The 25,566-nt window shown below is 65.0% G+C and carries 20 protein-coding genes; 11 read left to right on the forward strand and 9 right to left on the reverse strand.

Going from position 1 to position 25,566, the window contains the following annotated elements:
* Positions 1-4 precede the first annotated feature (4 nt).
* Complete coding sequence (locus AC07XB_RS15820; RefSeq protein ID WP_416051591.1) at positions 5-1,189, reverse strand: acyl-CoA dehydrogenase family protein; 1,185 nt, start codon at positions 1,187-1,189, stop codon at positions 5-7.
* Between the two features lie 242 nt (positions 1,190-1,431).
* Here AC07XB_RS15820 and AC07XB_RS15825 point away from each other — a divergent pair, with 242 nt between their 5' ends.
* From AC07XB_RS15825 to AC07XB_RS15850, 6 genes are all read left to right on the forward strand, one after another.
* Positions 1,432-2,367 carry an alpha/beta fold hydrolase gene (locus AC07XB_RS15825; protein WP_492371382.1) on the forward strand — a complete coding sequence of 312 codons (936 nt, stop codon included), beginning with the start codon at positions 1,432-1,434 and terminating at the stop codon, positions 2,365-2,367.
* Positions 2,364-3,038, forward strand: a complete 675-nt coding sequence (locus AC07XB_RS15830) for an alpha/beta fold hydrolase (RefSeq protein WP_492371381.1) — start codon at positions 2,364-2,366, stop codon at positions 3,036-3,038. Before AC07XB_RS15825 ends, AC07XB_RS15830 begins: the two co-directional genes overlap by 4 nt.
* Complete coding sequence (locus AC07XB_RS15835; RefSeq protein WP_492371380.1) at positions 3,035-4,372, forward strand: MFS transporter; 1,338 nt, start codon at positions 3,035-3,037, stop codon at positions 4,370-4,372. Before AC07XB_RS15830 ends, AC07XB_RS15835 begins: the two co-directional genes overlap by 4 nt.
* Positions 4,373-4,426: 54 nt before the next feature.
* Positions 4,427-6,184 carry a long-chain-fatty-acid--CoA ligase gene (locus tag AC07XB_RS15840; RefSeq protein ID WP_492830394.1) on the forward strand — a complete coding sequence of 586 codons (1,758 nt, stop codon included), beginning with the start codon at positions 4,427-4,429 and terminating at the stop codon, positions 6,182-6,184.
* A gap of 32 nt (positions 6,185-6,216) precedes the next feature.
* Positions 6,217-7,419 (forward strand): acetyl-CoA C-acyltransferase, encoded by a 1,203-nt coding sequence (locus tag AC07XB_RS15845; protein WP_492830392.1) that lies wholly within the window; start codon positions 6,217-6,219, stop codon positions 7,417-7,419.
* Between the two features lie 81 nt (positions 7,420-7,500).
* Positions 7,501-9,582: a 3-hydroxyacyl-CoA dehydrogenase NAD-binding domain-containing protein gene (locus AC07XB_RS15850; RefSeq protein WP_492830390.1), complete on the forward strand. Its 2,082-nt coding sequence runs from the start codon at positions 7,501-7,503 to the stop codon at positions 9,580-9,582.
* On the opposite strand, the gene AC07XB_RS15855 is transcribed toward AC07XB_RS15850, so the two are convergent.
* The 7 genes from AC07XB_RS15855 to AC07XB_RS15885 form a co-directional block, all read right to left on the reverse strand.
* Positions 9,566-10,612: a lysylphosphatidylglycerol synthase domain-containing protein gene (locus AC07XB_RS15855; protein WP_416051584.1), complete on the reverse strand. Its 1,047-nt coding sequence runs from the start codon at positions 10,610-10,612 to the stop codon at positions 9,566-9,568. The genes AC07XB_RS15850 and AC07XB_RS15855 overlap by 17 nt on opposite strands.
* Positions 10,609-11,460, reverse strand: coding sequence for a hopanoid biosynthesis-associated protein HpnK (gene hpnK / locus AC07XB_RS15860; RefSeq protein WP_492371377.1), 852 nt, complete (start codon positions 11,458-11,460; stop codon positions 10,609-10,611). Before hpnK ends, AC07XB_RS15855 begins: the two co-directional genes overlap by 4 nt.
* A gap of 17 nt (positions 11,461-11,477) precedes the next feature.
* Positions 11,478-12,899: a hopanoid biosynthesis associated radical SAM protein HpnJ gene (hpnJ, locus tag AC07XB_RS15865; protein WP_492371376.1), complete on the reverse strand. Its 1,422-nt coding sequence runs from the start codon at positions 12,897-12,899 to the stop codon at positions 11,478-11,480.
* Positions 12,896-14,173 carry a bacteriohopanetetrol glucosamine biosynthesis glycosyltransferase HpnI gene (hpnI, locus tag AC07XB_RS15870; RefSeq protein ID WP_492830388.1) on the reverse strand — a complete coding sequence of 426 codons (1,278 nt, stop codon included), beginning with the start codon at positions 14,171-14,173 and terminating at the stop codon, positions 12,896-12,898. Before hpnI ends, hpnJ begins: the two co-directional genes overlap by 4 nt.
* Before the next feature lie 243 nt (positions 14,174-14,416).
* Positions 14,417-15,133 carry an RraA family protein gene (locus AC07XB_RS15875; protein WP_492371374.1) on the reverse strand — a complete coding sequence of 239 codons (717 nt, stop codon included), beginning with the start codon at positions 15,131-15,133 and terminating at the stop codon, positions 14,417-14,419.
* A gap of 11 nt (positions 15,134-15,144) precedes the next feature.
* Positions 15,145-16,119 (reverse strand): Bug family tripartite tricarboxylate transporter substrate binding protein, encoded by a 975-nt coding sequence (locus tag AC07XB_RS15880; protein WP_492371373.1) that lies wholly within the window; start codon positions 16,117-16,119, stop codon positions 15,145-15,147.
* A 46-nt stretch (positions 16,120-16,165) separates the two neighbouring features.
* A complete protein-coding gene (locus AC07XB_RS15885; protein ID WP_492830386.1) occupies positions 16,166-17,371 on the reverse strand; it encodes a pyridoxal phosphate-dependent aminotransferase in 1,206 nt (401 codons plus the stop codon).
* Positions 17,372-17,524: 153 nt separating this feature from the next.
* On the opposite strand from AC07XB_RS15885, the gene AC07XB_RS15890 reads away from it, so the two are divergent.
* The 4 genes from AC07XB_RS15890 to phbB all read left to right on the forward strand — a co-directional run bounded on the left by AC07XB_RS15890 (position 17,525) and on the right by phbB (position 21,948).
* Positions 17,525-18,442, forward strand: a complete 918-nt coding sequence (locus AC07XB_RS15890) for a LysR family transcriptional regulator (RefSeq protein WP_492371371.1) — start codon at positions 17,525-17,527, stop codon at positions 18,440-18,442.
* 331 nt (positions 18,443-18,773) lie between these two features.
* Positions 18,774-19,448, forward strand: a complete 675-nt coding sequence (locus AC07XB_RS15895) for a M24 family metallopeptidase (RefSeq protein ID WP_492830384.1) — start codon at positions 18,774-18,776, stop codon at positions 19,446-19,448.
* A gap of 1,052 nt (positions 19,449-20,500) precedes the next feature.
* A complete protein-coding gene (locus AC07XB_RS15900; RefSeq protein ID WP_492371368.1) occupies positions 20,501-21,058 on the forward strand; it encodes a phasin family protein in 558 nt (185 codons plus the stop codon).
* A gap of 146 nt (positions 21,059-21,204) precedes the next feature.
* The gene (phbB, locus tag AC07XB_RS15905; RefSeq protein WP_492830383.1) at positions 21,205-21,948 is read left to right on the forward strand and encodes an acetoacetyl-CoA reductase; all 744 of its coding nucleotides are present in this window, start codon (positions 21,205-21,207) and stop codon (positions 21,946-21,948) included.
* A 113-nt stretch (positions 21,949-22,061) separates the two neighbouring features.
* Here the strand turns inward: phbB and AC07XB_RS15910 are convergent, their stop codons facing one another.
* Positions 22,062-22,637 carry a hypothetical protein gene (locus tag AC07XB_RS15910; RefSeq protein WP_492830381.1) on the reverse strand — a complete coding sequence of 192 codons (576 nt, stop codon included), beginning with the start codon at positions 22,635-22,637 and terminating at the stop codon, positions 22,062-22,064.
* 883 nt (positions 22,638-23,520) lie between these two features.
* Between AC07XB_RS15910 and pgaA the strand changes: the two genes are divergently transcribed.
* Positions 23,521-25,566, forward strand: a complete 2,046-nt coding sequence (gene pgaA / locus AC07XB_RS15915; protein ID WP_492830379.1) for a poly-beta-1,6 N-acetyl-D-glucosamine export porin PgaA — start codon at positions 23,521-23,523, stop codon at positions 25,564-25,566.

The raw sequence follows: 25,566 nt of genomic DNA on the forward strand, positions 1-25,566 counted from the left end.
GCTGTCAGACGCCGGGCAGGCCGAGCAGGCGCTTGGCAACAATGTTGAGCTGCACTTCGCTCGTGCCGCCCTCGATCGAGTTGGCCTTGCTGCGCAGCCAGCCGCGCGCGGTGGCACCGTCGTTGCTGCGCTCGCTCTCCCACTCCAGGGCCTCGCTGCCCCCAATCGACATCAGCAACTCATAGCGCCGCTTGTTCAGCTCCGACCCGTAGTACTTGAGCACCGACGAGAACGCGGCGATGCCCTCGCCCTGCCGGGCCAGGTCCAGCGCGCGCTCCCCCGCCAGGGCGAATGCCGCTTCATCGATCTCGAAGGTGGCGATCTGCGCGCGCAGCATGGGCGCGTCGACTTCACCGCGCTCGTTCTGGCCGAGCGTGTCGCGCGCCAGCTTGCCCATCGGCGGGCGCTGGCCGCGCCCGCCGATGCCGCTGATCATCTCGCGCTCATGGGTCAGCAGGTACTTGGCGATGGCCCAGCCGCCGTTTTGCTCGCCCACCAGGTTGGCGCGCGGCACCACTACATCGTCAAAGAAGGTCTCGCAGAACGGCGACTTGCCGGAAATCAGCACGATGGGCCGCGCCGTCACGCCCGGCGTTTCCATGTCGAACAGCAAGAAGCTGATGCCGGTGTGCTTCTGTGCCGAAAAGTCGGTACGCACCAGGCAGAAGATCCAGTCCGCCTTGTCGGCGTACGAGGTCCACACCTTCTGGCCGTTGACGACAAAGTGATCGTCGCGCTCGTCCGCGCGCGTTTGCAGCGAGGCCAGGTCCGACCCGGCATTGGGCTCCGAATATCCCTGGCACCAGCGGATCTCGCCGCGGGCGATCCTGGGCAGATGCTCGCGCTTCTGCGCCTCCGAGCCAAACCGGAGCAAGGCCGGGCCAAGCATCCAGATGCCGAAGCTTTGCAACGGCACGCGGCAGCCAAGCGCTTGCATTTCCTGGCGCAGCACCTTGGCCTGCTCGCGGGAGAGGCCGCCGCCGCCATACTCGCGCGGCCACTCCGGCACCGTCCAGCCCTTCCCCCCCATGCGCGCGAGCCAGAGGCGCTGCGCCTCGGACTGGAAGCGGAACTTGCGCCCGCCCCAGCAGATGTCGTCCTCGTTGCGCACGGGCTGCCGCATTTCGGGCGGGCATTGCGCCTCCAGCCAGGCACGCACCTCCTGCCGGAAGGTTTCCAGGTCATCCACGCTTGTCTCCTGTTTTTTTTGGCTTGTCTTGTTTTGGTTTGGATTCGTTATATAAGCCCGACCCCGCAACGTCAATACTCCATTTCCTAAAATGAAAACGTGGTACGGCCAAACACCCGACCATTGCTGCCAAGCATGCATTTTCTGCCGATGTGATAGCATTCCCGGGAACATACCGTAACCACTAAACCGGCAAGCACACCAAGCCGGTCGGCGCCCGTGGGGCGCAACCAGGAGACAATGTGGAGGCCAAGGCCAGCAGCGCGCCGCGCTGTGCCATCCCTGCCTTTCCGGGTGCCCGGGCGCCGGATCGCTCGCGCACCGTCAGCGCCGACGGCATCCGCATCGCCGTCCATGAGTGGGGCGCGATCGACGCCACGCCGGTCCTGCTGGTGCATGGCGCCATGGATTTCGCGCGGACCTTCGATGTCTTCGCGCCGCTGCTGGCCGATGCCGGCTACCGCGTGGTGTCTTATGACCAGCGTGGCCACGGCGACTCCGAGCATGCCGACCTGTACAGCTGGGTCGCGGACGAGCGGGACCTGCTGGCGGTGGCCGACTCGGTCACGCGCGAGCCGCTGATCGCCATCGGCCACAGCAAGGGCGGCTCGCTGCTGGTGCATGCGATCCAGGCGCTGCCGCACCGGTTCACCCGCTTTGTCGCCATCGATGGCCTGCCCTTTCGCAATCCGCACGCGGACAGCGCCGTGCGCGACAAGAAATCGATGACCGCGCCCATCATCACGCGCTGGCTCGATACGCGCCGGCAAAGCCCGGGCCTCGCACGCAAGCCCGGCACCCTTGAGGAACTCGCCCGGCGGCGCGCCCGCATGAACCCGCGGCTGGCCCATGCGTGGCTGTGCTACCTGGCCGCGCTCGGCGCGCGGCAGGATGCGCACGGCTGGCGCTGGAAGCTCGACCCGGTGATCGGCTCCTCCGGCTTTGGCCCCATGCGCGCGCGCTGGATGACCGACCGCCTGCCGGGCTTTCCCATTCCCATGCTGGCCATCTTCGGCACGGAGCGCGAACCGATGGGGTGGGATGCCACCGCGGCCGACCTCGCGCCGTACTTCCCGCCCTCGACCCAGGTACAGGTGATGGCCGACACCGGGCACTTCATCCATATCGAGCGGCCGCGAGAGACCGCGGAACGCATCCTGCCCTTCCTCCGTTCATGACCCTCTACCTGCGCCACAATCGCCTGCGCCTTGCCCTGCATCCGCTCAAGACCGGCAGCGGGCCCGCGCTGCTGTTGCTGCACGGGCTGGGCGAGCGATCGCCGGACACATTGCCGGCGGAGTACGCCGGCTGGCCCGGCACGGTGCACGCGCTGGATTTCACCGGGCACGGGCTCTCGGACATTCCGCGCGGCGGTGGCTACAGCTGCGAGTTCCTGATGGCGGACGCGGATATCGCACTGGCGCACCTGGGCCCGTCGACCGTGGCGGGGCGCGGGCTGGGCGGCTATATCGCCTTGCTGCTGGCCGGCGCGCGCCCGGAGCAGGTGCGCGGCGCCATCCTGCGCGACGGCCCCGGCCTGGCCGGTGGCGGCACCGCGGCACGCAATCCGTATATCCCGGTGGTGGATACCTCGCGCACCGGCCCGCCCGACCCGTACGCCATCGCCGACCTGGCAACCGACGTGCGCCCGCCGAGCTACGCGGCCAACTACGCGATGCTGGCCGCGCAGCACTCTGACACACCGCAGCCGATCTCCGTGTGCACGCGCGAGCGCCCGGACTGGCTGAAAGCGGTGACAGAGCTGCTCTCGCTGGAGAAGGTCGAGCTGGACCAGGCGCTGCAACACTACGCGGCGCAAGCGGCGATGCGTGGAGACGCTCAGGCATGAAAGCGGAACTCGCCGCGCAAGCCGCCCGTGGCACAAATGCCGGACATGGCGATGCGCACGCACTGGCGGAGGACAGCTTCCGCGCCCACGTACAGCAGCACCTGCCACGCAACGCGCGCGCCTACCTGGTCCACGGCATGCTGGGCATGACCGGCTTCCGGCTGGTGACCGCCCCCACCTTCGTGCCGGCCTACATCTACCTGCTGTCCGGCTCCAAGCTGGTGGTGGGGTGCGTGCTTGGCGCGCAGTACGCCGGCATGGCGATGTCCTCCATCTGGGGCGCAACGCAGATCGAGCATCGCCAGCGCGTGATGCCGCTGATCTACCTGGTGGGCTGGCTGGTGCGCCTGCAGATCCTCGGCCTGGGCTTGTCCGCCTTCCTGCTCTCGGGCGACGGCGCGCTGGCCGCCGCCGCCGGGTTCCTGCTGCTGTTCGGCCTGTTCAACGGCGTGCAGAACGTCACCTTCAACTACCTCACGTCCAAGATCATTCCGCTGGAGCGGCGGGGCGCGCTGAGCGCGTTCCGCAATTTCCTCGGCGGGCTGATCGCGGCGGCGGTGGCCTATCTGGGCGGCCGTTTCCTGGTTGGCGGCAATGTGTTCGGCAATGGCTACGCCACCACCTTCCTCGCCGCCTTTGTCCTTACCAGCCTGGGCATCTCCGCGCTGACCCGCATGCGCGAGCCGGTGCTGCACGATGTACGCGTGCAATCGGGCTTTCGCCAGCGCCTGCGCGAAGTGCCGGCGCTGCTGCGCGCGGACAAGCACTACGTGCGCTTCTTCGTGGCCCGCGCGCTGGTGGCGTTCAGCATGATGGCCGTGCCGTTCTATGCCATCTATGTCGGTAGCCATCTGCCGCTCTCGGGTGCCACGCTGGGCTACCTGAGCATTGCCTACCTGCTGGCGCAGACTACCAGCAACCTGATCTGGGGCCGCCTGGCCGACCGCCACGGCTATCGGCTGGTGTTCCTGTGCAGCATCGGGCTGTGGGTGCTGTCCACCGCCGCGCTGCTGCTCTGCGATAGCCTGGGCGCGTTCCTGCTGGTGTTCTGCGGGCTGGGCGCCAGCTTTGGCGGCTACTTCCTGTCCGCGGACAACTTTGCGCTGGAGTTCGGCAACCGGCGCGATCGCCCGATGCTGCTGGCGGTGTCCGACACAGCCACCTACACGATGATGGCGTGCGGGCCGATCCTCGGCGGCATGCTGGCGCAGGGGGTGCGCTTCTCGCTGGTGTTCGTCGCGGCCATGGTGGTCATGAGCATCGCCTTTGTGCTAGCCCTGCGGGTGGAGGAGCCGCGCCGCCGCCCGCGGCCGCAGCGCGAGGGCAACGCGTAGCGCCAACATCGGGATCATCGGGATCAACAGGATCAGGGATCAACAGGAGACAGGATGACATTCAGGACCTATCCGGAATTCAGCACGCACTACCCGCTTGTGCTCACCACGATCATGAAGCGCCCGGTGCGGATGTATCCCGACGAGATCGGCGTCGTCTACCGCAACCCCGCCACCGGCGAGTATTTCCGCTTTACCTGGATGCAGTGGTACCGGCGCGTCGCCCAGCTGGCCAACGGCCTGCGCGGCGAGCTCAAGGTGCAAGCCGGCACGCCTGGCGAACCTGGCGAGCGCATCGCCACGATGGCGCTCAACACCCACCGCCACCTGGAGCTGTACTACGGCGTGACAGGCATTGGCGCCACGTTGCACCCGATCAATGTCCGCCTGTCCCCGCAGCACATCGTCTACACCATCCGGCACGCGCAGGACAAGATCCTGTTTGTCGACGACACCCTGATGCCCTTGCTGGAAGGCATCTACGACCAGATCAAAGACGTGGTCGAGCTGGTGGTCTATATGTCGGACAAGCCGGGGCTGCCGCAGACCCGCATCCCCAACATCATCGAGTACGAAACGCTGATCGCCCGCCAGGCCGAGACCATCGAGTGGCCCGCCCTGCACGAGGACGTGAACGCCACGCTGTGCTACACCACCGGCACCACGGGCCAGCCGAAGGGCGCCACCTTCACGCATCGCCAGCTCTACCTGCTGACGATCCACATGATGGCGCAGCTCGCTATCGGCAACACGCCGGACCACGATATCGCCGATGGCCTGGGCACGCGGCTGGGCGAAGGCGCGGTGCCGCTGCTGAATACGCCGATGTTCCACATCCACGGCTGGGGGCAGCCTTTCGTCGCGGTCTATAGCGCGCAGAAGATCGTGCTGCACGGGACCTTTACCGTACAGGGCTTTTGCGAGCTGGTGGAGCGCGAGAAGGTGACGTCGGTGGGCATCGTGGCGACCATCGCGGCCATGCTGCTCGAATACCCGGACCTGAAGAAGTACGATCTCAGCAGCCTGGTGCGCGTCAGCGTGGGCGGCGGCGCGCTGCCGCTCGGGCTCAAGCGCAAGCTGGAAGCCCTGATCCCCACCTTCCGCATGAGTTCGGGCTACGGCATGACCGAGACCGCGCCCACCATCGTTGGCTCGTTCATCAAGAAGACCATGGTCCACCTGGACCGGGACGAGACCGATGCGGTGCTGGTCAAATCCGGCCTGCCGATTCTTGGCGTGGAGGTGGAGGTCATCGACGACAAAGGCAAGCCAGTGCCTCAGGACGACCACACGGTCGGCGAGATCGTGGTGCGCGCGCCCTGGACGACCGGGCAGTACTACCGCAACCCCGAGAAAAGCGCGGAGTTGTGGCAAGACGGCTGGCTGCACACCGGCGACATCGCCAAGGTGGATGCCGAGGGCTATATCACCATCGCCGACCGCATGAAGGACGTGATCCGCAGCGGCGCGGAAATGGTGCCCACGGTACTGCTGGAGAACCTGATCGCGATGGCCGATTTCGTGCACGAGGCGACAGTGGTCGGCGTGCCCGATCCGGTATGGGGCGAGAAGCCCTTGGCGCTGGTCAGCGTGCGCAACGGCTTTGCGGCCAGCGAGGACAGCGTCATCGATTTCCTGAAGGTCCACGGCGTCGAGACCGGCAAGATCACCAGGTGGATGCTGCCCAAGCTCGTCGCCATCACGCGGGACATCCCCAAGACCAGCGTAGGCAAGTACAACAAAAAGCAGATCCGCGATGACCTGGAGACATTCCTGGCCATCGCCAAGGACGTTTCGCATCGCCACGGTTAGGCATTCACTCAAAACACAGCAGGAGACTTCCCATGCGTGAAGCAGTTATCGTATCCACCGCACGTACGCCGATCGGCAAGGCCCATCGCGGCGCCTTCAACAACACGCAGGCGCAGGAACTCGGCGCCCACGCCATCTCGCACGCCGTGCAGCGTGCCGGCATCGACCCGGCGGAGATCGCCGACGTGATCCTGGGCTGCGCGGTGCAGCAAGGCTCCACGGGTGGCAACGTCGCGCGCCAGGCGCTGCTGCGCGCCGGGCTGCCCGTCACGGTGTCGGGCATGTCGATGGACCGCCAGTGCGCCTCCGGCCTGATGGCGATCGCCACGGCCGCCAAGCAGATCATCGTCGACGGCATGCAGGTTGCCGTGGGCGGCGGGCTGGAGTCGATCTCGCTGGTCCAGAACGACAAGATCAACCGCTACCGCGCGCAGGACCCGCAGCTGGTGCAAACGCTGCCGCAGATCTACATGACGATGCTGGAGACCGCCGAGATCGTGGCGCAGCGCTATGGCGTGAGCCGCGAAGCCCAGGATGCGTACTCGCTGCAATCGCAGCAGCGCACGGCCGCCGCGCAGCAAGCCGGCCGCTTCGACGCGGAAATCGTGCCAATCACCACCACCATGCTGGTCACCGACAAGGCCAGCGGCGCCGTGAGCGAGAAGCAGGTCACGCTGGCCAAGGATGAGGGCAACCGCCCCAGCACCACGCTGGCCGACCTGCAGGCCCTCAAGCCGGTCTTCAAGAATGGGCAACGCGTGGCCGAGGGCAGCTTCATCACCGCCGGCAATGCCTCGCAACTGTCCGATGGCGCATCCGCCATGGTGCTGATGGAAGCCAAGGAAGCCGAACGCCGCGGCCTGCAGCCGCTGGGCGCGTATCGCGGCATGGCCGTCGCCGGCTGCGATCCGGACGAGATGGGCATTGGCCCGGTGTTCGCCATTCCCAAGCTGCTCAAGCAGCATGGCTTGTCGATGAGCGACATCGGCATCTGGGAGCTGAACGAGGCGTTCGCCAGCCAGGTCCTGCATATCCGCGATACGCTGGGCATTCCGAACGATCGCCTGAACGTCTCCGGTGGGGCGATCTCCATTGGCCATCCGTATGGCATGTCCGGCGCGCGCATGAGCGGCCACCTGCTGCTGGAAGGCAAGCGCCGCGGCGCCAGGTTCGGCGTGGTGACGATGTGCATTGGCGGCGGCATGGGGGCGGCCGGGCTGTTCGAGATTTTCTGAGCCGGGCGCCAGCCCTCGCATCAAGCCACCTGAACCGACACAACGACACACCGACACACTGACACACTGGAGTCCACACCCATGACCGCTATCAACGCAGTCGCCGATCTCGCCGTGGAAGGCGATATCGCCATCCTTACGCTCAACTCGCCGCCGGTGAACGCACTGTCCGCCGCAGTCCGCGCCGGCATCCTCGCTGGCGTCGAGCGCGCCATCGCCGACGGCAACGTCAAGGGCATCGTCCTGACCTGCGCGGGCAAGACCTTTATCGCCGGCGCCGACATCACCGAATTCGGCAAGCCGCCGGTTGGCCCTTCGCTGGCCGACGTGCAAGCCGCAATCGAAGGCTCGCCCAAGCCGGTGGTCGCCGCCATCCACGGCACCGCGCTGGGCGGCGGGCTGGAAGTCGCGCTGGTCTGCCACTATCGCGTGGCAGCCAGGTCCGCCAAATGCGGCCTGCCGGAAGTCAACCTCGGCCTGCTGCCCGGCGCTGGCGGCACACAACGCCTGCCCCGCATCGTCGGCCCCGCCAAGGCGCTCGACATGGTGACCTCGGGCGCCCACATCGGCGCGGCCGCCGCCGCCGAGATGGGCTTGTTCGACCTGGTGACCGAAGACGCCGCGCTGCGCGCCGGCGCCATTGCCTTCGCCAGGCAGGTCAACGCCGAGCAGCGCCCGCTGCGCAAGGTGCGCGACCTCAACGAAAAAGTGGAAGCCGCGCGCGGCAAGCCGGAACTGTTTGCCGACTTCCGCCGCGCCAACGCCCGCAAGTTCCGTGGCTTCGACGCGCCCGAGTACAACATCCGCTGCATCGAGGCCGCGGTCAACCTGCCCTTCGACGAAGGCATGAAGGTCGAGCGCAAGCTCTTCCTGGAGCTGATGAACGGCACGCAATCCGCCGCGCAGCGCTACTACTTCTTCGCCTCGCGCCAGGTCTGGAACCTGCCCGACGTGCCAGCCGACACACCGGTCATCGACGTGAAGAAGGTCGGCATCATCGGCGCGGGCACCATGGGCGGCGGCATCGCCATGAACATGCTCAACGCCGGCATTCCCGTCGTGATCGTGGAAACCGCGCAAGAAGCGCTGGACCGCGGCGTGCGCACCATCCGCGCCAACTACGACAACACCGCCAAAAAGGGCCGCATCACCGCCGCCGAGGTCGACAAGCGCATGGCGCTGCTGACCCCGACGCTGGAACTCGGCAAGCTGGCCGACGCCGACCTGGTCATCGAAGCCGTCTATGAAAACATGGACGTGAAGAAAGACACTTTCGGCAAGCTCGACAAGATCGTGAAGCCCGGTGCCATCCTGGCCACCAACACCTCCGCGCTCGATGTCAACGAGATCGCCCGCGCCACGTCGCGCCCGGAATCCGTGATCGGCCTGCATTTCTTCTCGCCGGCCAACGTCATGAAGCTGCTGGAAGTGGTACGCGGCGACAAGACCTCCAAACCCGTCATCCGCACGTCGATGGAGCTGGCCCGCAAGATTGGCAAGATTGCCGCGCTGGTGGGCGTGTGCCCGGGCTTTGTCGGTAACCGCATGCTCGCCCAGCGCCAGCGCGAAGCGCAAAAACTCGTGCTCGCAGGCGCGCTGCCGTGGGACATCGACCGCGTGCTGTACAACTTCGGCTTCCCGATGGGGCCATTCGCCATGAGCGACCTGGCCGGCCTGGACCTGGGCTGGATCCGCGAGAAATCCGGCAGCTCCACGCTGCGCGAAATATTGTGCGAGATGGACCGCCGCGGCCAGAAAACCGGCGCGGGCTACTACGACTACGACGAGAAGCGCAATGCCATCCCCTCGCCCGTGGTCGAGGGGATCATCCGCGACTTTGCCGCCAGGCAGGGCAAGACCAGCCGCGTGGTCTCCGAGCAGGAGATCCTGGAGCGCTGCATCTACCCGATGATCAACGAAGGCGCGAAGATCCTGGAGGAAGGCAAGGCCATCCGCGCCTCCGACATCGATGTGGTGTGGGTCAACGGCTACGGCTGGCCGGTGTACCGGGGCGGCCCGATGTGCTATGCGGACACGATCGGGCTGGACAAGGTGCTGGCGGCCATGAAGAACTTCGAGGCAACGCTCGGCGCAGACTTCAAGCCGGCCAAGCTGCTCGAGGACCTGGTTGCGCAGGGCAGGAAGTTCAGCGACCTGAAGTAGGCAGTTCCGGCGCTGCGTGCCGATGCGCCCCCTTGGCCGGCCCGGCCTTGGGGGCCATGTAGCGCCGCAGCTCCACCCACTGCCACGACAGCAGCGCCGGGATGCCGAAGAGCACCTCGCGCGCGCGCTTGACCAGTGCCAGCGACAAGGCCACCTGCGGGTCGACGCCAAGCAGGTGGCCCAGCAGCATCATCACCGCCTCCTGCACGCCAAGGCCGGCCGGCACGAAGAAGGCCACATGGCGCACGGCCTGCGTCAGCGACTCGATCGCCAGCGCCTGCCAGAGCGGGACGGGATGGCCCAGCAGCCACAGCGCGAACCAGATCTCCGCCGCGCCCAAGGCCAGGCCGGCGAACTGCCAGCACAGCGCGGCCAGCAATTCGCCGCGGCGCGCATTCAGCGCACGGATCTGCGCGTCGAGCCGGGCGCCGTCGATCAGTGCGACCACCCGGTGGTCCGCGCCGAACAAGCGCCGCGCGGCGCCCTCCAGCCGCTCGAACAGCGCGCTATGGCGCAGCGAGAGCGCAAACAACACTGGCACCGGCAAGGACAGCAGCAAGCCAGCCAGGATCACCCAGGCATGACCATCGCCGCCACCGAGCGCCAACAGCAGCAGCACCACGCCGAGCGCGGAGAACAGGTACTGCGCGAACAGCGTCACCATGACTTCCACCACGATGCTGGCGGTCACTGCCGTGGTATCCGCGATACGCAGGCGGGTCAGCCGGATGCCGACCAGCTCGCCACCCACACCCACGGTAGGCAACAGCCGGTTGACCGCCTCGCGCACGGTGGCCACCCACCACAGGAAGGCGAGGCCGGCGGACTCATCCGGATCGGCTGACGTCAGCAACACCCGCCAGCCTTGCGCGTCCAGCAGCAGCGGCAGGGCGTGGAAGGGCACCAGCAGCAGCAGCGGCCAGCCAGCCTGGCCGACGATGCGGCCAATGTCGGACGCGCCTTCGTGCAGCACCAGTGCCGTCAGGGCCAGCATGCCCAAAAGCCCGGTCAGGTAGATCAGGCGCTTCATGCTGGGGCCAGGGCACCTGGCGCGCCAAAGATGTCGGTAAAGCCGCCGCGACGCACACCGGCGCGCTCCAGCGCCTCGCGCACGCGGGGCGACAGCAGCGCGGCCAGCTCGTCGGCATGGCGATAGCCACGCATGCTGGGCGCGACCTCGGCGCCGGAGACCACGCCGGGATGCAGGTAGATCTCGCCCACGCCCGCCGGCAGCTCCGCCAGCGCGGCCAGCAAGGCGGCTTCGTCCATGCGGCCGCTATTGGCAATGCCAAGCACGTAGTCGTTGTGGGCAATGCCGGCCAGGTCCAGCCGCCTGCGCAACAAAGCCAGCCAGGGCCGCAGCAGCAGCGGCGCCGCAGGCTCGCTGGGCAGGCGCATGGCGTGCAGGCCGAACTCGCGGCCGATCTGCAAGATCAGGGACAGCACGGTGGGATGCAAGTGGAAATGCTTGTGGGTGTTCACGTGGTCCAGCGTCAGTCCGGTGGCGGCGAACGCCTCGAACTGGGCGCGGATCTCCGCGGCCAGCTGGCGCCGCACATGCGGCAGGAAGAAAAAGCGGAAGCCGTCGCGCGCCATGGCCGAGCCGAAGCGGCCATGCGCATCCACCAGCGCCGGAATGGCGGCCGGGGCCAGCACGGCCGGGCCGTCGGCCAGCACCACATGCAGGCCCACGCGCAAGCGCGGCAGGCGCCTGGCGCGCGCCACCGCATCGGCAGCCGCACTCGCGCCCACCATCAGGCTGGCGGCGTTCAGCACGCCATCGCGGTGCGCCAGCTCCACCGCTTCGTTGACACCGCCGTGCAGGCCGAAATCGTCGGCGGTGATGATCAGGGCACGCCGCGCAGGATCAGACGCCACAGGATCGCTAGCCAGGGTCAGGCCTCGTGCGAGCGCAGGAAGCGGAAGAACTCCACCCCTTCGCGCAGGCGGCGCTTCATCATTTCCCAGCTGCCCAGCATCTCGCGCACGATCTCCCAGATCTTGCTCGGGCGGAAGTAGAAGCGCTTATAGAACGTTTCCACGCCGTGGTAGATCTCTTCCTTGCTCAGGTGCGGATAGCTGATCGCGGCCAGCTGCACGCCCTTGTCGTTGACCAGGTTGATGACCTTGTTGTCTTCCAGCCAGCCGTTTTCCACCGCCTGCCGGTATAGCGTGGTGCCCGGATAGGGCGCTGCCAGCGAGACCTGGATCGTGTGCGGGTTGATGTCCTTGGCGTAGGCGATGGTCTTCTCGATCGTCTCGCGCGTCTCGCCGGGCAGGCCGAGGATGAAGGTGCCGTGGATGATGATGCCGAGCTTGCGGCAGTCCTCGGTGAAGCGGCGCGCGATATCGGTGCGCAGGCCTTTCTTGATATTGAGCAGGATCTGGTCGTCGCCGGACTCGTAGCCCACCAGCAGCAGGCGCAGGCCGTTTTCCTTCATGATCTTGAGCGTGCTGTAGGGCACGTTGGCCTTGGCATTGCAGGACCACGTCACGCCCAGCTTGCCCAGCCCGCGCGCGATCTCCTCCACGCGCGGCTTGAAATCCGTGAAGGTGTCGTCGTCGAACATGATCTCCTTGACCTCGGGCATGTTCTCCTTGATCCATTTGACCTCGGCGATCACGTTCTCCGGGGAGCGCGTGCGATAGCGGTGCCCGCCCACGGTCTGCGGCCACAGGCAGAAGGTGCACTTGGAGCGGCAGCCGCGCCCGGTATAGATCGAGACGTAGGGGTGCTTCAGGTAGCCGATGAAGTAGTTGTCGATCTTCAGGTCGCGCTGGTAGATGGGTGCCACGAAGGGCAGCTCGTCCATGTTCTCGATCATCGGGCGCGGGCCGTTATGCTCCTGCGAGCCATCGGGCAGTTTGTAGCTCAGGCCGAGCACGTCCTTGAGCGGCTTGCCGGCGGCCACCTCCTGGCAGGTGTAGTCGAATTCCTCGCGGCACACGAAATCGATGGCGGAGCTCGCGCCGAGCGTGCCGCCGGGGTCGACGGCGGGCTTGGCGCCTACCATGCCGATCATCACCCCTGGGTGGCGTGCCTTGAGTTCTTCCGCGAACTTGGCATCGGTGGGAAAGGACGGCGTGCTGGTGTGGATGATGACCAGTTCATAGCCGGCGGCGATATCCAGCGTTTCCTGCACACCCAGGCCGTCGGCGGGCGCGTCGAGCACGCGGCTATCCGGCACCAGCGCGGCGGGCTGCGCCAGCCACGTCGGGTACCAGAACGATTTGATCTCGCGCTTGGCTTGATAGCGCGAGCCGGCGCCGCCGTCAAAGCCATCGAAGGAAGGCACCTGGAGGAACAAGGTTTTCATAGCAGCCTCGGGGGATTCAAGCCGTTTGTCGAACGGGACGACTGGCGTTCCGGCACGCCATTGTCCGTCCCCTCCGTCATCAAGGGAAGGGGGCGAAGCGTTACGCCAGCACCCTGGTAAGGTTCCATGCCCGCGCGCGCCGCCGGCGCGCGCGGCTGCAGCGGCGCCTCGGCTGTGGGAGGGTCTCGCACCGGCAATATCCGATCACGCCAACGCACCTGCGATCCGGCCAGGGCAACCGCCCACTCCACGAGCAGCAAGGTATCACGCAGCGGCGCCATCAGCGCGGCGCCGAGGCCGCCAGCCAGGAAACTGCGTGCCAGCCCGCCCAACACCACCGCGGCCAGCACCAGCGGCTGCGGCGAAATCCAGGCGGCCAGCGCCAGCATTGGCCAGGTGAACGTGATGAAGGTGAAGGCGAAGCCAGCCGGATTGAGCGAGCGGATGGTGCGCATCCACCGCAATTCATGCGCCCAGAGATCGAAAAGAGTTGACTCAGTCACATCTGTGGTGACCATCTCATCCGACAGCACCGTCTCCAGCCCCTGGCGCCGAACCAGCTCGCCCAGCCAGAAATCGTCGGCAAGGCGGTTGGAGAGCGCTTCGAACCCGCCAATTGCGGCCAGTGCGTCACGCCGCAGGGCAATGGTAGCGCCAAAGGAAAAACTGCGGGAGCCGCCCGCGTGGGCGATCCGCACCGAAGGCGCGAACCAGTGGTCGATAAATCCCGCCCCCAGGCGCGACCAGAAGCCGCCGACCGGATGGCCGCGATACAGGCAAGTCACCACACCGACCCGGGCATCGGCCAGGGGGGCCGTAACGCGTGCCAGATAATCCGGCGCCACGGCAATGTCGCTATCGGCGACCACCAGCCATGCGTGGCGCGCGCTGGCGCAGAGGTTGATCAGGTTGCTGGCCTTGAGATTGCTGCCATGCACCCGGGGATCGATGACCAGGTCGATCTCGCAGGCGGGGAAATCGGCGCGCAAGCGCTCCACGACGCCTATGGCGGGATCGTCGACAGCGCGTACACCAAACACGATCTGGTAGGCGGGGTGCTGCTGTCTGCACAAGGTGGCCAGGTTTTCGTAGAGACGAGGCTCGGCGCCGCAGAGTGGCTTGAGCACGCTCACGGGCCGAATACTCGCGCTATCCGGGGCTACGCAGGCGGGCGCCGGGCCGGGCGAGGACCGTCGGCTGATCCACGCCGCCGCCACGGCATATCCTGCCGCGAGCCATGCAACTGCCGGACCAGCGAGCCCTCCCAACGTCATTTCGGCCAGCCCTCAAATTAAGGTTTTGACTAAAGTTGTACGGTATAGCGTGAATACTTAAGGAAGTATTAAGGGGAAATATGACGCACAGAAGTTATTTCGTCCACTAGTAAGATCGCGGATGGCATGGGGACAACGTGGGGTACCTAAATTAGACAAGAAAGATATTGATAACAATTCTTGTTACTTTTATTTATATCGGAAGGGCCAGAGCCAGAGACAGGCCCGGATTGCCAGCTACGCTCAGAGCGCCTCGCCCGCCTTGAGCACGCCCGCCGCGCGCAAGGACGCGTCGAGCCACGCCGGGCGCAACGCCTGGCCGGACCGGATACCATCGATCCGCTTTCGCTCCGCCACCACCTTCTCGGCCGCCCGCCCGATCAGCTCGGCCACCTTTTCGCGCTCGACCACCACCACGCCATCGGCGTCGCCGATCACAAGATCACCGGCCCTGACCGTAACGCCGCCGCATTGAATCGGATGGTTGACGCGGCCGGGCACAAGCTTGGTGGGACCATTGGGATTCGTGCCCACGGAGTACATCGGAAAGCCCAGCTCTCGGATCTCGTCGGCGTCGCGCGATGCCGCGTCCAGCACCACCGCCGCCACGCCAAGCGCCTTGCACTGGTTCGTCATGATGGCCCCCATCAGCGCGCAAGACTGGTCGCCCTTGCCGTCCACCACGATCACATCACCTGGCTTTGCGAGCGCCATGGCGGCGTGAATCATCAGGTTGTCTCCCGGCCGGACTTCGACCGTGAGCGCGGTCCCGCAGAAGCGGCTCGCGCGGTCGAGCGGTGCGATGCGCCCGTGCATGCCGCCCCGGCGCCCCGCCACATCCGCGAAGATCGAGGCGGCGAACTGAGATGCTTGCTCGACCAGGTCCGGGCGAACACGCTCGAAATCCCGGACCATATCCGGCAGGTTGCTCTCGATGTCGATGTCGATGTCGATGTCCATGTCGTGTCCCTTTAATTCAGCGTGACGTTGGCTTCTTTGATCACGCTGACCCACTTGCGCTTGTCGGTGGCCAGGAACTCGCGGAATTTATCCGACGTGCTGCCAACCACTTCCATGCCGTCCTGGCTCAGGCGCTGCGCAATCTCCGGCTGGCGCAGCACCTGCGCCACGTCGTGCTGCAAGCGCGCCACCACGCTGGCCGGCGTGCCCTTGGCCGCGCAAAGCCCGGTCCACGCCACGGGGTCAAACCCGGGCACGCCCGACTCCGCAAAAGTCGGCACGTCGGGCAGCGACTGCAAGCGCTGCAGCGACGCCACGCCAAGCACGCGCAGCTTTCCGGATTTGGCGTAAGGCAGGGAGCTGATGGGCTGGTCGAAGATCATGGAGACCTGGCCGCCAAGCAGGTCCGTCATGGCCTGCCCCGTGCCCTTGTAAGGCACATGGACAATGTTGATGCCGGCGCGCAGCTTGAGCATTTCGCCCGCGAGGTGGCCCGCCGTGCCATTGCCAGACGAAGCGAAGTTCAGCTTGCCTGGATTGGCCTTGGCATACGCGATCAGCTCCCTGACGTTGTGGATAGGCAGCGCCGCGTTGACCAGCGCGATATACGGCGTGTTGGCGATCAGGGACACCGGAATGATGTCGGTCTGCGGATCGTAGCTGACCTTCTGCAAGGACGGCTGGATGGACAGCATCCCCGTGGTGCAGATCATCAGGGTGTGGCCATCGGCGGGCGCTTTCAGCATGGTGTCGGCAGCGATGTTGCCGCCGGCGCCGGGGCGGTTGTCGATGAGCACCTGCTGGCCCAGGGCCTCGGACAGCTTGGGCGCCAGCAGACGGGCGACGATATCGTTCGAGCCACCAGGAGAAAAACCCACAAGGATGCGGATCGGCCTCGAGGGATACGCGGGCTCGCCATGGGCAGCCGTGGCAAGCAGCGGCAAGCCCGCCGCGACGAGGCGAAGACACTTCAGCAGATAGTTCATGGTGCGCCCTGGTGGATGAAATGAATGAAGGAAGGTCGTGCGATGCCTAGCGAATCAATGCGGCCGCCGCGGCTTCGATCCGGCGGCAGCCCTCGTCCAGCTGCGCCATGCTGGCGGCAAACGAAAGCCGGAAGTGCGTATCGACGCCGTAGGCGGAACCCTGCAGTACCGCGAGATCCTGCGAGTCCAGCAACCAGTTGACCCAGTCGTCGCTGGACCGGATCACCGAGCCGTGCGGCGTGCGTGCGCCGATCAGCGCTTCGCACGACGCAAAGACATAAAATGCGCCGGCTGGCGCCTGGCAATGAATGCCGTCGACCTGCCCGAGCGCGGCAACCACCCTGTCCCGGCGCGCCTGGAACGCCGCCTTGTTGGCCGTGATGAAATCCTGCGGGCCATCCAGCGCCGCGATCGCCGCGGCCTGCGCCACCGAATTGGCGCCAGACGTGCTTTGCGATTGCAGCTTCACCATCGCCTTGATGAGCGGCGCCGGCGCGCCGGCGTAGCCGATGCGCCAGCCCGTCATCGCGTACGCCTTCGAGACGCCGTTGATGGTCAGCGTGCGCGCCTTCAGTGACGGGGCGGCTTGCGCCAGCGTGACAAAGGCGGCGTCGTCGTAGGTAAGGTGCTCGTAGATGTCATCCGTCATCACCCAGACGTGCGGGTGACGCTCCAGTACCTCGGCGATGGCAACCAGCTCCGCGCGGGTATAGGCGGCGCCGCTGGGGTTGTTCGGCGAATTGAGGATCAGCCAGCGGGTCCGCGCGGAGATGGCCCGCTCGAGATCCTCGGGCGTGAGCTTGAACCCATTCTCCTGCCGGCATGCCACGAACACCGGCACGCCACCGGCAAACAGCGTGATATCCGGGTATGACACCCAGTATGGCGCGGGCACGATGACCTCGTCGCCCTGTTGCACCGTGCACATGAGCGCATTGAAGATGACCTGCTTGGCACCGGTGCTGACGATGATCTCGCTGGCCGCATAGTCGAGACCGTTCTCCCGCTTGAATTTCTGCGCGGCGGCGTGGCGCAGCTCGGCCGTGCCCCCCACATCGGTGTAGCGCGTCTTGCCGGCTTGCATTGCGCTCCAGGCGGCTTCCCGGATGTGGGCCGGCGTCTCGAAGTCCGGCTCCCCGGCGGTGAGGCCGATCACATCGCGCCCCGCGGCGCGGAGCTCCCGCACGCGTTGCCCCGCCATGGAACTGGGAGAGGGCTTGATTCGGTTGAGTCGGTCGGTGAGCGAAAGCATGAGGCGTGGCCATGGAAGGGATCTTGCGAGAAAGTATCCGCCACCGCGCCGGCCCGGCAAAACGAGAAATCGGATTGCGCCGGTATTCCATTTTTTCGTGATGAGGGCATTGTTGGTGCGAGAATATGTCGCCGCACAGAATCGGGAAATCAAATGTCTGTCACGTTCAAGCAACTCGAAGCCTTCTACTTCTGTGTGACGCATGCATCCTTCAGCTCGGCGGCCACCAAGCTCCACGCGACGCAATCGGCCATGTCCAAGCGTGTCGGCGAACTGGAGGCGGTCCTGGGCGTGCAACTCGTCCACCGCACGCCAAAGGGCCTCGTGCCCACCCATGCCGGCAGCCGGCTCCTGACCCTCGCCGCAGAAGCCATGCGACTGCGCGAGCGGATCGATGCCGAGGTCGGGCAGGTCGACAAGCTCACCGGCACCTACCGGATCGGCGTCACCGAGCTCATCGCACTGACCTGGCTGACCAAGCTGCTCAAGGAACTCAAGAACCGGCATCCAGAGCTTCAACTGGAACCGGTGGTTGATGCGGGCATGAACCTGTTCGAAGGCCTGGAGGCAAACAAGATCGACCTGGCGATCCTGCCGGGCACGTTCTGGGGCGAAGCCTACAAGACGGTGGAGGTCGGCCGCGTGGAAGACCTGTGGATGGCGAGCCCCACCCTCGCGTTACCCGACAGGCCGCTGCGCCCCGAAGAATTTGCCCAGTATCCCGTGCTGGAGCAATCCATCGGGTCCGCGAAGAACACCTTCTACGGCGCCTGGCGCCGGGAGCATGGATTCAGGTTCAAGAAGGTATTTGCCACCAACAGCCTGACCGTATTGAGAGCACTGACCATCGAAGGACTCGGCATCAGCCAGCTTGCCCTGGACTACTTCGCCACGGATATCGAGCAAGGGCTCTTGCGCGTGGTAAAGAGCGACCCCATGCCACCGCCGCTGGTTTACTCCGCCGTGTACCGGGACGATGCCTTCAGTGCGGCGCTGGATGTCATTGCCGAGGTCAGCCGGCTTGTGTGCGACTTCTCGCGTGGCCCGCATGATCTTGCGGTTGCACGGTGAGCGCATTATTGCGCGCCCAACTGGGAGATGCTGCCGCAATGAAACCGGAAAGAGTGTCGTAACGCACATTCGTTATATTCAATGATATATTTCGGCAATCAAGCGGGAGCTGGGACACGATAGGTTGCCAGCGGCAACATCCGGCCCCAACGAGCCCTTCCGACGCGAGGTACGCCTGCTGTGGCGACCAAGGCAGCAAGGCCTTCCAGGCAGCGATTCTCCGGCCCCACACACGATGGGCCCGGCAATCCTCCCCGGAGGGGTCCGCTGATTCCGCCGGCACCGCAGCCCGCCTCAACTCGGCAGAATCATGACGACATCTGGATTTTTCATGGAAAGCACACCAAGCCTTGACCGGGAAGCCGTTGGGGCCAAATTCTCATTGCCCGCCATGCAATACGCGCGGGACAAGACCTCCGAAGGGGTCCGGCGCATTGCCGCGGGCATTCGTCCAGGCATGACCGAAAAGCAGGCCTGTGATTTTGCGCGCATCACGCTCGAGGAGATGGGCATGCAGCGCATCTGGCATCAGATCATCGTGCGCTTTGGCCGGAACACCCTGAAGACGTTCAAGGAGCGCATAGACCCGGATCATGTTCTCGGTGAGCAAGACATCTTCTTCATAGACCTCGGCATTGTCTGGAACGATCATGAAGGCGATGCGGGTGATACCTTCGTCGTCGGGGAGGACCCGGAGATGCATGCCTGCGCCGAGGCCGCGCGCATCCTCTGGCAAGAAGTCAGCGCGCGCTGGCGTGAAGATGGTCTTGGCGGACCGGCGCTATACCAATATGCAGCGCAGAGGGCTGAGGCTGCGGGCTGGAAGCTCAACCTCGAAATCAAGGGGCACCGCGTATCCGATTTCCCTCATGCGATCTATCGGGCGGGGGACTTGGGAGACTATGAACGGTGCCCCAAGACTGGACTGTGGATACTGGAGATCCAGATCGCCCATCCCACCAAGTCATTCGGCGCCTTCTATGAAGACATCCTGATAGCCAGCTAACCAACCCAGCGCAGGGAGCGCTTCTCGCATGCCGCACGTGCGCTACCTGCCAACCAGAGCCTGACCACGAGAGCCGACCGCATTCTTGTTCTGGACATCGACGGCACGCTGACGGACTCTGTCGCGCTTCATCGGCAGGCGTTCCTGGCCGCGATGTCCGCGCTTGCGCTGCCGCAGCGCAATACTGACTGGGGCAGCTACCCCTAGCATACCGACACCGGCATCCTTGCGCACGCACTGGCGAATGGCGGCCGCGCAGCCATGCAGGCCCATGAGCAATCGTTATTCGAAAACGATCTCGATCGATACTTCGCGAAAGCACTTGCCAAACACTGACTCCGTGAGATACCCGGTGCCTGCGTTTTTGTGCAGGCAGCACGAGAAGCAGTCCAGGTGAGGATGCCCTCCTCCAGACTTGCGTCGAACACTTCATTCCACTGCTAGGACGCGACCTTCAGGTTCTTGACATCCAGGCAAGCCAACGGCACGCGCGTCGTGTTCATCGTATCGGCCCACGTCGCACCGATGTAGCAGGCACCCAGGCAATGGGCGCGTTGCAACGAGCCCTGCGATCTCAAACCCCTCTTTCCGGGGGTAAATTGTTTAAAACCTTTTTATGTGAATATTAATTAACTCTGAATTCAAAATATTAAATCACGGAGCATGCGAATTTTGATCTAAAGTATCTGATCTTTGGTTTCCAGCCAATAGAGGTTATTTTGGGTGTGAACTCGGAAGGCGCTTCTGGAGCATGAACCAATAGCGCTCGACCGGCCTGTGCCGGGCTTTCGCCGACCTCAGCTAACAATCCAGGGCTACGCCTTGCTCAGAGCCTTCAGGCGTGTCCTCCACAGAGCGGATCTGACACGCCCCGCCTCACGAAAAGGGCGCAGCGCGCCCGTCTGAGATGCCTGCAGGTGCCTGGCATGTACTCGGCTCTTGCGCACCGGAACCTCCGCCGCGGTTACGCCGCCGCCCGATTCACGCGACTCCGCCGCGAACGTGCTGTCATGGGATGGCACGGGGCGTGGGTCACACCAAGGAGCTGCAAGATGAATCAGCTGTCCCCCGAGCAAGTCCTGGCTGCGCAGAAGGCGATTATTGACGCCACGGCAGGTCTGACGGCCAAAGCTGTCGAAGGTTTTGAGAAGCTGCTCGCATTGAATATCGAGACGACGAAAGCCGCACTATCCGATACTTGCGAAGGCGCGCGCAAAGCCCTGTCGGTCAAGCACCCCCAGGATTTTTTTGCATTGCAGATCGAGTTGCTCAAGCAAGCGACGGAAAAGACACTCTCGTATCGCCTGCAATTTTTTGAAATTGCGTCCGCGACGCGGGTCGAATTCGACAAGGCTGCGGAAACGCACTACGAGGCAAACAAGCGCGGGGTGCAGCGTCTCCTTGACAACGCGGTGAGCGCTGCGCCAGCAGGTTCCAGCGCGGCTGTCGCCGCCTGGCAGTCGGCAATCGATGCAACCCACACGCTATACGAGACCATGCAGTCGACGGCAAAGCAGGCGGCGCACGTTGCGCAGAGCAGTTTCAATACGGCTGCCGAAGCGGCCTCAAGGTCGGTGAAGCAACCGCCTGCCCGAGCCGTCCGGCAGTAAGCCGCGCAATGGCTGCCGCGGCCCCTACGCTTCGCGGGGCCGCGGCGAGCGCGAGCCATGTCCAGCGGCAGGCTGGGCTTCGGCCACCTGCTCCTACGGCCGTGTCACCGACCTGGCCTTCAACGCAGTATATGGAGGATTCAATCATGACGACGAGGATAGCCCTGGTAACGGGGGGTATGGGGGGATTGGGCGAAGCCATCAGCACCAGGCTGCTGGAAGCAGATTGCGAGGTGGTTGTGACCCACTCCCCGGCGAACACGGGTGTTGCCAGCTGGCTGTCGCGGATGAGGGAAAGCGGACACCGATTCCATGCCTTCCCGGTCGACGTGGCCGATTACGATTCGTGCCAGCTGGGTGTGGCGAGGATTCGGGCGGAGATTGGTCCTGTCGACATTCTGATCAACAACGCCGGAATCACGCGGGACACCAGCTTCAGGAAGATGGAAAAAGCGGACTGGGACTCGGTCATGCGGACGAATCTCGATTCGGTGTTCAATATGACCAAGCCGGTGTGCGACGAGATGGTCAAGCGCGGCTGGGGGCGGATCGTGAATGTGTCGTCCATCATCGGCTCGAAAGGCGGCTTTGGCCAAACCAACTATGCAGCGGCCAAGGCAGGCATGCATGGCTTCACGAAGTCGCTGGCGCTCGAGGTAGCCAGGAGCGGCGTGACGGTCAACACCGTGTCCCCTGGTTTCATTGCGACCAAGATGGTGACAGCGGTGCCGCAGGAGATCCTGGACACCAGGATCATCCCGCAAATCCCGGTTGGCCGCCTGGGGGAGCCGGAGGAAGTAGCGGCCTTGATTGTCTACCTATGTTCGCGTGAAGCGGCTTTCCTGACTGGCGCAAACATTGCGATCAATGGGGGCCAGCATCTGCAGTGACACTGGTGGAAGCATAGCGAAGCTGCACAGCGGGTCTCGGCCCGCTCCTTCGACCCAGTAGGGGGATAACAGGGGGCCGCGTCATTGCCAGGCGCGCCAGCCGCGGGTCATTGCTACCAGCGCAGGCCTGTCCCCAGGGATCCGGTTTCGAAGATCACGTATTGCGTTCGCTGCTTGTAGGTGGCCTCCACCCGATAGTCGGCGGGCGGCACCTTGAACAGGCAGCGCGGACCGGTGGCCTGAAACGCGGCCAGCACCTTGCCATGGCGCCGCAGCTGGACATCGACCCCCGCCAGCAAATCGCCTTGCGGCCCCTTCGTGAAGATGACGCCGAGGTTGTATTGCTGTTCGAGACTGGTCAGCTGGTCCTGCTCCTCGACGCCCGTGCCGCCGCAGATATAGGTGACATTGCCAATAGTCCGCGGCGTCATCAACTGCGGTCCCGAGGCCTGCTGGCGCATGACTGCCGGCTGCGCCGGCGAGGCTGCGGCCTCGGGCTGCGCGATGACAAGCGGCGGTTCCTGATTTTCCGCTTGCGCCTGTGTCGTTGAGGCCTGCGGGTCTGCGGCTTGTGGCATTGCCGCCGCCGGAATTGCCATCTCCGGCGGTGTAGGCACGGCTTGCGCTTGCTGGGTCGGCGCCTCGCGCAACGATTGGGCTTGCGTGCCAAACGCGAGCGCCGCCGACATGCCGATGAGTACAAAACGCGCAACAGCCGCAGCGCGGGCAGTATGTGAGATTGACATGGCGCTCCCCCTCTGAATTGGTGCGACAAGACTAGACACAAGCGGCATACGCAGCTATCCGCCAGAAGTCCCACCGATTTGCGGCGTGGCGCACATTACGCCCTCCTCGTCTACCGCACCCGGGCCAGACCCGGTGAGGTAACCCGCGAGGGCGGGCCAATCCGGCGCAGATTCGCTTGAACGTTCAGTTCGACGCGCTGTGCCTCAGTGTAGGTCTCCCCATCCGACATCCGACCTCAAGCATGCGCTCGTGGCAGTGCTCGCTTGCTGGACGGCGCGTTTTCCTTAGCGGCGCATTCCTGCGCACGCTTTCGTTTCATCCTTGTAACAGCGGGGCTGGTCTCCCGGTTTAGGTCGACTCCATCTTTCAGCTGGTCGCTCTAGTGCTTTTGGCGACTGTCGCAATAGCACCCGATCACCAAATAATGGCGCACAAGCACTAAGAAGGGCATCAAGGCAGGCGCAAAGAGCAAGCCTGGAGACGTGGTTGGCAGGGAGCAGCCGTTTTTTGCGGCAGACGAAAGCAGAACGAGAAGACAGTGGAATAGGCCGCATCGCCGCAGCACAAATCGCTGCCGGGCGCGACAGGCATTGGATGGGAATAACAGGGCGCAACCGGAGAAGATCCGGGGTCGCTTTGATTTCTGGTCGGATTCAGCAAGGTCATGTCTCGGCGGACCGGATTGGCGCGTTGCGTTGCAACAGGGCCAGCAGGTTAGCCGTGTGATGTCCGTCTCTCCGGTTACACGCATTGGCGCCGGCAAGGATATGCCGCACGCCAAGGGAGACGTTTTGTTTGCAGCAGCGCATTCCGGGGGATCAAAACGTGAACGCATCCCAGCAGTGCCGCAGGCGATTGCGGACCACGCTCAAGACCACAGCCGTGCTGTTAGCGCTGTTCGCTCGCGAGCATTGCGCGGCAGAAACCGCAAAGCCGGCAGCACCGCGCGCGCAGCCGCCGGCCAGGCTGGAGCAACCCGCATCGGCGGGCGAGAACGACGGGCTCAGGGAGCGCATTTTCGCCCTGGCCGAAGCAGGGTCTCCAAAACTAGCGCTGGAACAGGCCGCCGCACGCCCCGATGTCTTCGCGCGCCGGGATCTGCTGCTGCTGGAGCATCTTGTCGTTGCCCAGCAAATCCGGTGGGCACGGCAGCAAGCCAGCGCTTCCAATGACCAGGATCGCCTGGTTCCCGCCGACGGCGCGCTTGCTGCTGCCGAGGCACTGCAAGGCAGGATTCCCGCCGATGACGAATACAACGGGGTGCGGCGCGCGGTCCAGTCCGATCGCCTCACGGCGTTGTCCGTGCGCGGGCGCATGAAGGAAGCCGCCGCGCTATACGAGCAGCTCTCGCTGGCCAACGAGCCGCTACCGGGCTCCGCTTATGCCGCCGCGGGCGACGCCTACGCCTATCTCGACAAGCCCGACCTTGCCTCGCGCGCCTACGAACTGGCCTTGCAGGCGGTCATCGAGCCGATCAAGGAGACTACCGAGCCCTATGCGCTATCGCGTCCTAGCGTGCAGGAAAGCCTGTTCTTTGCCTACCTGGACCAGGGACACTACGAGGCGGCGCGCGAACTGGTCTCGATGATGGCCCGCAACACGCCGGCGCAAACCGAGTTGTCCGAAGACGTGGACAAGACCAATCCCGAGTACGGCCGCGTCAAGAAGCTGCAGGCGCAATACCTCCTCTATACCAATCACGTCAATGAGGGCGTCCAGGCACTGGATGCCTTGCGCAAGGACGCCCCCTTCGATCCCTCCCTGCTGACCGCCCGCGCGGACGGTTCGCTGGTGCTGGAACGCCCGTACGCCTCGCAAAGCATCTACCGGCAGGCGCAGGCCGACCACCCCGGCGATATCGAAAGCCTGGTGGGGCTCGGCAAGACCGCCCTCCAGCTCCATCAGTACGATCAGGCGAAGGCGGTCGCCGCGGCCTTCGACGGCAATTTCCCCGACAACAACAGCGTCAAGAACTTCCAGCGCGAGTACCGCGTCTACGAGCGCCCGCAACTGATCATCGACGCCATTGGCGAGCGCGGCAACGCCGTGCTGGCGGATCATGCCTGGGGGGTTGACACCCGTCTCTACTCGTCGCCGATGGCCGACTACTGGCGTGTCTTCGCGCACCAATACACGGCGCGTGGCGACACCGGCGATGGCCAGAGCGTCAGCCGCATACGCAACGGCCTCGGCGGCGACTTCCGGCGCGACGGCTGGGAAGCCGCCGCCGAGCTGCATCAGTCCACCGGAGGTCAGGGCAAGACCGGCGGCACCGGCACGGTCGCCTTCCAGCCCAATGACTCCTGGCGCTTTGGCGCGGGCGTCGACTCCGACGACAACGCGTTGCCGTTGAAAGCCTACCAGGCCGGCGTGACAGGCCGCACTGCCACGGCATCGGCGCGCTACTCGCAGGACGATGCGCGCTACTTCAATGTGATGTACGGCGCGTCGCGCTACAGCGACACCAACTTTCACCAGATGTGGCAGGGCACCGCTTACCAGCGGCTGCTGAACCAACCACGCCACCAGGTGGCGATCTGGCTCGACGTGGGCACCACCAGCAATACGCTGGACAGCACCGCCTACTTCAATCCGCGGCGCGACTACACCGCGCAACTGCGCACCATGTACCAATGGACGCCGTGGCGCTATGCCGAAAAATCCTTCAGCCAGCGCGTGTATGTCACCGCAGGTGGCTACCGGCAGGACGGCTTCGGCGACAGCATGTTGTGGGAAGCGCGCCTCGAACAGTTCTGGCAGCTTGGCCGCAAGGCTTCGCTCACCTACGGCATCGGCATCGGTAGCAGGCGCTTCGACGCCAACCGCGAGACAACCAAGCTGATCTACCTCAACCTCAACGTCCCTCTATAG

This window comes from Cupriavidus sp. GW821-FHT02F09, from assembly GCF_059421605.1.